Origin of the sequence: Bacillus cereus group sp. N31, assembly GCF_016483245.1 — a bacterium.
Lineage (GTDB): Bacteria > Bacillota > Bacilli > Bacillales > Bacillaceae_G > Bacillus_A > Bacillus_A toyonensis.
In genome coordinates this window covers 155,356-164,350 of sequence record NZ_JAEHCH010000011.1, presented here as the reverse complement: position 1 = coordinate 164,350, position 8,995 = coordinate 155,356, and the positions used below count along the sequence as shown (strand labels likewise).

Below are 8,995 nucleotides of genomic sequence, written 5' to 3'. Positions count from 1 at the left end.
ATATAATATTTATAAAACACGTGAAAACTTAAATAAATTTACAACGCAAATACAAGATACATCAGTAAAAGATTTAGAAGATGTTATCCATACAATTGAAAATGAAAGTAATGTTTCAATTGTGTATACGCCAATCAACCAGTCAATAGTTGATATGAACGAAGCACTACACACAAAACTTATGAGAAAGAAGGTAACATTAAATAAACTGTGGATTACGAAAGACGAAGTCATAAAAGTGAAAACGGAAGGGCAATCGAATAAACTATATGATCAAGGAAAGGTAAAAGCAAGCTTTTTTGCTAAATATATTGCGAAAGATGATACGATAATTTTAATTGGGACTTCTATTGCAAATTCAAATGAAATTATTAATACGTTAAATACATTTTACTTATACATTTTGTGTTTCTCACTCCTTCTCATTATTTTACTTGTGTGGATACTTTCAAAAACAATCACGACACCATTGAAAGAATTAAGTGATGTTGCAGAAGAAATTTCACGTTTGAAGTTTAAAAGAACGAAAGTGAAAACGAACGATGAAATAGGAGACTTAGCCAATAGTATCAATATTATGAGTGATAAATTGCATGAAGCACATCAAGATTTAACAGATCGTAATGAACATTTAAAACAATTTATGGGTGATATGACTCATGAATTAAAAACACCTATCGCATTAGTAAAAGCATATTCTATGGGAATAAAAGATGAGTTAGATGATGGTACGTACGTAGATACAATTATTAAACAAACTGATCACATATCAAATCTAATTGAAGAGTTATTACGATTTTCTAAACTAGAAAGAGATATATTACAAAAAGAAGAATTCCCTATTGAGCCACTAGTCCAAAGTATAATAGATAAACATAAGATTGAACTGGAATCGAAAAAAATCAATTTGCAAGTGAACAATACTGTTGGTGATACAATCATTTATGCAGATTTAAATAAAATGGGAATGGTGTTTCAAAATTTAATTTCTAATGCGATTAAATATGCAACGAATCAAAATGTGAAAATTTATTTACAAAATAGAAACGATGGTATATATTTTCAAATTCAAAATGGTATTCATGCTGAACAAATTAAAGATATCGATAAAATTTGGGAACCATTTTATGTATTAGAATCTTCTCGTAGTAAAGAAAAATCAGGTACAGGATTAGGATTAGCGATAGTGAAAAGTATTTTAGAAAGACATGGTTTTGAATATGGAGTCTCTACTATAGATGGAGAGATACAGTTTGATATTTATATGAAGAAGGGCTAATTAAAAACTAAAAAACATCGTCTATTTTCAATAGGAGACGATGCTTTTTTATGATTATAAAACAGTATTAAGTGGAACTATATAATTTTGAAAGCTCGTAGGGAGAATGTTCTACAAATTTCTCAAGTTATTGTATAAAATATAAACTGAATTTTCAGTAATTTTGTTGTATAGTAAGAAGAGAAGTATTGGGGAGGGAAGGGCATGGAGAAAAAGAAAATTGCAATTACACTATCAGCTATTTTATCTTTATCAATTACATCAGGAGTTTCTACTATGACTGCGTATGCAGAAAATAAGGAAACAAACAACAGAAATGAAAATGGCGTTAAGTTAAATGGAAAAGTTTCAGAAGCATTACATTCGAACACAAAAATTGAATTAGAAAATGGGATGACAAAACCTATTTACTCACTTGATGAAGCGATTATTGAAAATTTGTTTGTAGAAACAGAAGTTGATAGTGATCGCAATGGTAAAAAGGATCGTGTATCAGTAAAGGTTATGCGTCCAAAAACTGATCCGAATGTGAAAGTTCCTGTTATTTATGAAATGAGTCCATATCGAGCTGGATTAAAAGATGTTCCTGTATATAATGTAGATGAAGAATTGTATGCGTATGAAGGAAAACCGTATGGAGCGGTTAATCTTGGTTCGTACGGAAACTATTACGTGCCAAGAGGTTATGCAGTTATTTTAGGAGAAAGTATCGGTACTGGAAAATCAGATGGCTGTCCTACGACTGGAGACGAACAGGAAATATTGGGGACGAAGTCTGTCATTGATTGGGTAAATGGGCGTGCGAAAGCATATACAGAAGAAGGAAAAGAAGTAAATGCAAATTGGTCTACTGGAAATGTAGGTATGACAGGGGTTTCTTATAATGGTACGTTACCAAATGCTGTTGCGACGACTGGAGTTGAAGGGTTAAAAACAATTATTCCAATCGCAGCGATTAGTAGTTGGTATGATTATTATCGTGCAAATGGCGCAGTCATTGCGCCAGGTGGGTATCAAGGGGAAGATACAGATAATATGGCAGAAGCAGTACTAACAAGGGAAAACCCTGAAGTTTGCGGACAAGTTATAAAAGAGCTCACTGATGGACAAGACCGGAAAACTGGTAATTATAATGATTTTTGGGATAAACGTAACTATGTGAAAGATGCTAAAAATGTAAAAGTGAGCGTATTTGTCGTTCACGGTTTAAACGATTGGAACGTAAAAACGAAGCAGTTTTCACAATGGTGGGATGCGCTTGGAGAAAATGATGTACCTCGTAAAATGTGGTTACATCAAGGTGGACACGGCGGAACATCAAGTAATAACTGGCAGCAAACACAAAATAAATGGTTAGATTATTGGTTGTACGGAATTGAAAATGGAATTATGGATGAACCAATGGTTGATGTACAACGAGAAAATAAAACATGGGAAAGGTTAAAAAATTGGCCAGATCCAGCGGCTGTGCCGTCAAAAATCCGAATGTATTTAAGTAATAAAGCAGTCAATTTGCCATTAAGTATGGGATCTGCTAATAAGGTTTTCTCATTCGTAGATGATGCAAAAATGAAATCAAACCAATTAGTAGCAAACCCAGAACTCGAAGTAGCCAATCGATTAGTGTATACAATGCCTGTACTGCAAAAAGATACGCGTATAAGTGGTACACCAAAGATTTCAATTACGGGAAATATTGATCGATCTGTATCAAATTTAACCGCTTTACTTGTTGATTATGGAGAAGCGAAGCCAGAGGTCGTAACGAGAGGCTGGATGGATCCTCAAAACTTAAAGAGTATAGAAAATTCAACAGCGATTCAACCGGGCAAAGATTATACATTTACATGGGACATGCAGCCAGATGATTATGTCTTTAAAGCGGGGCATCAAATTGGAGTTGTTTTAATTGCTAGCGACTATGATTATACAATTAGACCGAAAGCGGGTACGAAGCTTACAGTAAAATTAAGCGAAATAATATTACCGATCGTGAAATAAATGATTTTTAATGAAGAGCTTACTATATAGTAAGCTCTTTAAATTTTGGGGTGTAATTGTTTATCAATACGAGGAGGCAATTATGAATTTCTATTAAAAGTACTTACAACAAATAAAAAAATTGCATTTAGGATTAAAATGCCACTGGCAATTTTCCATATTCGCCTATACTTCTTTGCAATAAAGAAAATTAGAGCATTAAAAGTGATAAGAAGAAAAAGAAATCCAATTAATAAATTCATCATATCATCCTTTCAAAATAAGTCTGAATTTTCGATTTCTATATATTCATTTTGAAGGAAATATTATACAATATGATTATATTCTATGGAAAGCGAGTGATATAGTATGACAGTCAGCTCTTTCGAATTTTCATTAAAATTAAAGGTACAGGAAGATTAATTGAATTGAAATGAAATCTTCCGTACGTATAAAACGGAGGAGAAAATAAATGTTTAGTTTTTATAGTACACTTTGCACGGAACTTTATGATTACACAAAGCCTGTCGGTTATTCTTTAAATGGTGATATTGAGTATTATGAAGAACGTTTAAAAAATTGTAGAGGAAGAATTCTCGAAGCGGCGGTAGGATCAGGGCGTGTCATCATCCCACTTCTAGAGGCTGGATTTAAAGTAGATGGGATAGACTATTCACCTGAAATGCTAGAATCGTGCCGTATACGATGTAAAGAGAGAGGATTACATCCTAATCTATATGAAGGAAGCTTACAAAAATTTTCACTGCCACATAAATATGAGGCAATTATCATTCCTACTGGATCTTTTTGTTTAATTGAAAATCGTGTGGATTCTATAAACGCATTGAAATGTTTTTATGAGCACCTTAAGCTAGGTGGTCGGTTAATCGTCGATATTATGCTTCCGCATGACTGGAAGACTGGAGAGATTCATACATCAAATTTTTCTTTGCCGAGTGGTGACGGAATTACATTAGAAAATAAATCAATTGAAATAGATTGGCTGAACCAAGTTACTCTATCCTATTTAAAATATGAAAAATGGAGTAAAGGAAAGTTAGTACAAACAGAACTACAACGCTTCGCACTGCGCTGGTATGGAATAGAAGAGTTTAAACTTCTGTTAGAAAGTATAGGATTCTCTAACATTATTTGTTCGGCTGACTATGTTTATGAAAAAAAATCGTCAAATGCAAATCAAATGTTTACTTTTGAAGCTGTGCGAAAAAAATAGTACAGAAACTATTAATAAAAATAAGGCAATCGATACGAAATCGACTGCCTTATTTTCTATTTTATGTAATTGTTTATAGAGAGCGATAGGAGGGAAATAAATGAAATTCATATTAATATTTGGCCCACAAGCAGTTGGGAAAATGACAGTGGGGCAAGAATTAGCAACATTAACCGGTTTAAAACTTTTTCATAACCATATGACAATTGATTTAGTAAGTCCAATTTTTGATTACAGTACGAAACAAGCAAAAAGACTAGTAAGTTTATTTCGTAATGAAATATTTGAAGAAGTATCTAAAAGTGATTTATCTGGAATGATTTTTACTTATGTATGGGCATTTGACCTCCAATCCGATTGGGATTATATACATCATGTAGTAAGTATTTTTGAATTAAAAGGTGGGACGGTATATTTTGTAGAGCTGGAAGCGGAATTAGATGAAAGATTAGAAAGGAATAAAAGCCCGCATAGATTAGAACATAAACCGAAAAAAAGAGATATTGAATGGTCTGAAAATAATTTAAAAGAAACGATGAAAAAGCATAGATTAAACTCTCTTCATGGTGAAATTGAAAAAGAAGAGTATATAAAAATTAATAATACTTACTTGAGTCCAAAAGAAGTAGCGGAAATGATTAAAGAGAAGTTTCGATTGTAAAATTTTTAAATGCTGATACGTTTTCATTGTCCAAGCATTCTCCTACTACCTACATATACTATTTATGTTAAAATCGGTCACTATTTTAAACAGGACTGCCATTTTAATATATATAACTATTCAAGGAAGAGGGGAGAATAAATTTGGAAAACGAAGAACAAGGAAGAATTGAAAATCAAGTGTATTCTAATCGGGTAGTTAGATCAGAATTTGATGAGAATTGGGAAACGTGTATTTCAAAAAGCGGTTATGTAATCTATGTAGCTACAAGTGATCATGCGGAAGTAATAGTACTTCTTGCAGATGGTTCAAGTAAATTATTAATCTTTGGAAAAGGCGGTAAAGTAGTAGTAGGTGGCGGCGGAACGAGTCATTACAGCAAACCACATATTGCAAGAAATATATAAGGTAGAACGTGTTTATTAAAAAGACACTCGAAAACGGTTAGCCACTCATGTTTAGAACATGATAGACGAACCGTTTTTATTTGTTTAAGTGATTTTAGAAAAACTTAATTTATTATTAACTTATGCATCATTCATATCATTTCGTCAAATGAATGTCACATAAAGGCTTTATAGTGTGAGTAGGAAGTGAAACATACACAAAGCAGGAGATGAAATGATGAAAAAAACGTTACAATATATATTCATATTACTTACGTTAGTAACAGTAACGAATGCTTTTTATTCAAAATATGAGAAGTATAAAGAGATTGAAAATAATAAGAAAATAATTGGTGAAGTTGCTAAGAGGTATGATATTCCAGATTGGATTCCACTATCTATCGCAGACCATAAAACAAAATTGAATCGAAAAGCGATAGGGGATAAGGGCACATCATTTGGATTATTCCAATTGCATCGGGGCGGATTAGCACCAGCCTCTTTATCTGAAGAAAGTTTAATGGATTCACAAATCAATGCAAAAATAGCAATCACTAATATGGTCAAATCATATGAGCGCGGTGTGAAAAAAGGATTAAAAGATTGGAAGTTATTAAAATATGTCGCTAATACATCAGGATGGCCAGGTAATTTAGGAGAAGACTGGACGGATAAAAACACGAAATATAATATAGGTTTGGAAGAATCATATAAGCAATATAAGAAAGTGAATTAAGAACAAGCATTTCCTATTTCGGGAAATGCTTGTTCTATGTTATAGTATAATAGTGTTTTAAAATGATGTTATTTTAATATACTTCAGATGTTGTTATGTATTATTTTTATATTAAATAATCATTTAAAGTATTTTTTTATATAAGGAGCAATAATTAAAGAAATGAAAAATATAGACTTTATACTAGAAAGTGATGAGACATTAAAACCGTCAGAACGATTAGTACTATTATTATTAGAAAAGCATAGAATGTTATATACGAACGATCTATTGGCATTGTCTAATTTATCATATAAAACATTAACGGATTCATTAACTGCGCTTGTTTTAAGATCATATGTGTTAAAGGAAACAGGTAAGGGGAGAAGGCAAAATTGTTATAGATTAGTATGATAAGTCTGCTCATATTAGAGGGTTTATACGTATTTTTTCAAATGAAAGGTTAAAATTCATTTTAGCTTTCAAATGATAAATGTTTAATAGGTAGCTATTTTTTGATATGCATAATGCGCTCGGTTTTTAATATATATTTTTATTTCATTATTATAAATCCAATTCAGTTAAGGTAAAAACGATTAAATTATTTAAAGAATTATAAAAATGAAACGTAAAAACAATCCATCTAACAGATGGATTGTTTTTTTATTGGGATAATAAATTATAAAAATAATAGTATTATGTAAACAATTTAAATGGAGAAGTAATGCGCCGTTAGTAATAGAGTTTATCCCGCTATTTGCCGGGAAGTAAAACTCCCACCTCAAAACTCGGCTGGGGCAAAGAAGTTAGGTGGGAGTGGGGCTGAACATAACCCACATTGATTAAAGTTTTACTTTATAAAAATAAAAACATTATATATTAATAAAAAGATGTAATTGTAGAATGATTCATATTAATATTAAAAGTAGTTATAGGTTGGCATAAAATTCAACTTGAAGTCTGTAGTAAAATGGAACGATTGAATTAAATAATAATTTATTTTTAATAAAGGTGTGAGATTAATGGATGAAACGCAAGTAATGGTTTATTTCAATCTGTCTGGAGATGAATTTCCAGTAGAGGTTGTTTCTGAAAGATTGCAAGTAAGCCCAACTAAAAGTTATAAAAAAGGGGACATAATTAGAAAAACAAACGAAACTGAAAACATAACAAGAAACTATACATCTTGGCAACTAAGTACAGGATATCAGGAATCATTAGATGTAGGAGATGTAATGGAGCAATTAATTCTAAAACTAAAAGATAAGTCAGCCATTATAAATGAACTAAAAAGAGAATTTGGATTAGAATGTAGATTCACTATTGTAATTAAAATAAATGATAGTCATACACCAGCTTTTCATTTAGATAATCCAGTAATTGATTTTTCTAACAGTATTAAAGCTGATTTTGATATTGATTTATATGCGAATCCTGATGTTGAGGAGATAAAATAAAGTGCTAAGTAAAAAACTCTTCTACAATAGTAGAAAAAGAATAACATAAACTACTATTTTATTGCAGCATACATAAAAAATCTCGATGTAAATATGGAAATGTCGTCGAATGCTAGCTTTAATTGGTTAATTTGTGAGATATTTTTGTGAAGGAACTTATTTTATAAGAATAGAATTTAGTTTAGTAAGAAAACGTGCCTATGGTAGTGAAAAATATGGGTTAGGGGGACTTGAAATGAGGAAACTCAAAAGAGTAAATGTTCCTAATATACCAGAGCAACTATCACAACCTAGTGACAATCGTACTATAAATAAAAAGAAGTTAAGACGATTTATTTTAATGGTTCTTTTTATTGCAGCGACTACTTTGTATGTTCAATATATTTTAACGAAACAGCAAGAGATAATAATGAATAAAAAAGATACGATTACAAATCAAAAGAAACAATTAGTTACATTAAAGAAGGATCAATCGTTTTTAAAGACTAACATTGAGAATTTAACGGATAATGAAGAGGAAATTTTGAAGTTTGCGAGAAAAGAGTACCAATTTTCTAAGTCAAATGAAACAATTTTCGTATTACCAAAGTAATGAAACAGTTAGCGATCGCTAACTGTTTTTTATTTGTAAATGAAGTACGAAAACAGAAAAGCTAATTCTTTGCATGGTACAAGGAGTTCTAACATAATGTAAGATGTACAGTTGAAGATATTACATCAAAGAAATTCACAATTATCCATAATTATGAAATATGTGTAAAGATAAATGTTGTTAAAATTCTGATAATTTTATATAATATTCGTAAGCGGATACATTTTTTAATGAACGTTGAGTTTATCGCTCGTACGACTATTAAGAAACCCGTTATCCTTGTATAAGAAAGGAAGATAGCTGTGTATGCCTCAAATACAATTTATGTCGTAGGGGATGCGAAAGCGCCTCAAAATAATCCCATTACGGAAAAGTTTAAAAGCTATTTTGTAGCTTTTGTACTTGTGAAGGAGACAGGGGAAATTGTAGATGCAGATTGCTCAGCGACAATTGCATTAACATCTCAATTCGTTAAATATTTATTTCTACATAAAAATATTAATGATCCAGCGCTAGTAACAGAAATAAAAGATCGTTATTTCGGTTCATCTCAAAAGGCATTATTAGTAGCGCTAAAAGATGCGCAAAAAAAATATAATCAGATTGCTGCTTTGTCTACTCAATCATAGACAAAATCCAGCCGTAAGGAAGTTCTTGCGGCTGGATTTTTTTATTGGACAACGAAAGGATG

General features: G+C 31.4%; 10 protein-coding genes. All 10 read left to right on the top strand.

The features are described from left to right. A partial coding sequence (locus JDS81_RS15945) for a HAMP domain-containing sensor histidine kinase (RefSeq protein ID WP_206772286.1) occupies positions 1 to 1,279 on the top strand: 1,279 nt, incomplete at its 5' end. 204 nt (positions 1,280 to 1,483) lie between these two features. Then, positions 1,484 to 3,280 carry a Xaa-Pro dipeptidyl-peptidase gene (locus JDS81_RS15940; protein WP_199688520.1) on the top strand — a complete coding sequence of 599 codons (1,797 nt, stop codon included), beginning with the start codon at positions 1,484 to 1,486 and terminating at the stop codon, positions 3,278 to 3,280. Between the two features lie 451 nt (positions 3,281 to 3,731). Continuing rightward, a complete protein-coding gene (locus JDS81_RS15935) occupies positions 3,732 to 4,493 on the top strand; it encodes a class I SAM-dependent methyltransferase (protein WP_097952427.1) in 762 nt (253 codons plus the stop codon). Between the two features lie 100 nt (positions 4,494 to 4,593). Then, on the top strand, positions 4,594 to 5,154 hold the full coding sequence (locus JDS81_RS15930) for an AAA family ATPase (RefSeq protein WP_097952430.1): 561 nt from the start codon (positions 4,594 to 4,596) through the stop codon (positions 5,152 to 5,154). Between the two features lie 143 nt (positions 5,155 to 5,297). Then, a complete protein-coding gene (locus tag JDS81_RS15925) occupies positions 5,298 to 5,561 on the top strand; it encodes a hypothetical protein (protein WP_000426647.1) in 264 nt (87 codons plus the stop codon). Positions 5,562 to 5,775: 214 nt separating this feature from the next. Beyond that, positions 5,776 to 6,276, top strand: a complete 501-nt coding sequence (locus tag JDS81_RS15920; protein WP_097952432.1) for an invasion protein — start codon at positions 5,776 to 5,778, stop codon at positions 6,274 to 6,276. Between the two features lie 162 nt (positions 6,277 to 6,438). Then, the gene (locus tag JDS81_RS15915) at positions 6,439 to 6,669 is read left to right on the top strand and encodes a hypothetical protein (protein ID WP_000789037.1); all 231 of its coding nucleotides are present in this window, start codon (positions 6,439 to 6,441) and stop codon (positions 6,667 to 6,669) included. A gap of 608 nt (positions 6,670 to 7,277) precedes the next feature. Then, positions 7,278 to 7,712, top strand: a complete 435-nt coding sequence (locus JDS81_RS15910; RefSeq protein ID WP_097952434.1) for a DUF4279 domain-containing protein — start codon at positions 7,278 to 7,280, stop codon at positions 7,710 to 7,712. A gap of 235 nt (positions 7,713 to 7,947) precedes the next feature. Continuing rightward, positions 7,948 to 8,304 (top strand): FtsB family cell division protein, encoded by a 357-nt coding sequence (locus tag JDS81_RS15905; protein WP_097952437.1) that lies wholly within the window; start codon positions 7,948 to 7,950, stop codon positions 8,302 to 8,304. A 302-nt stretch (positions 8,305 to 8,606) separates the two neighbouring features. Further along, positions 8,607 to 8,933, top strand: a complete 327-nt coding sequence (locus tag JDS81_RS15900; protein WP_000271326.1) for a DUF3870 domain-containing protein — start codon at positions 8,607 to 8,609, stop codon at positions 8,931 to 8,933. Positions 8,934 to 8,995: the final 62 nt, after the last annotated feature.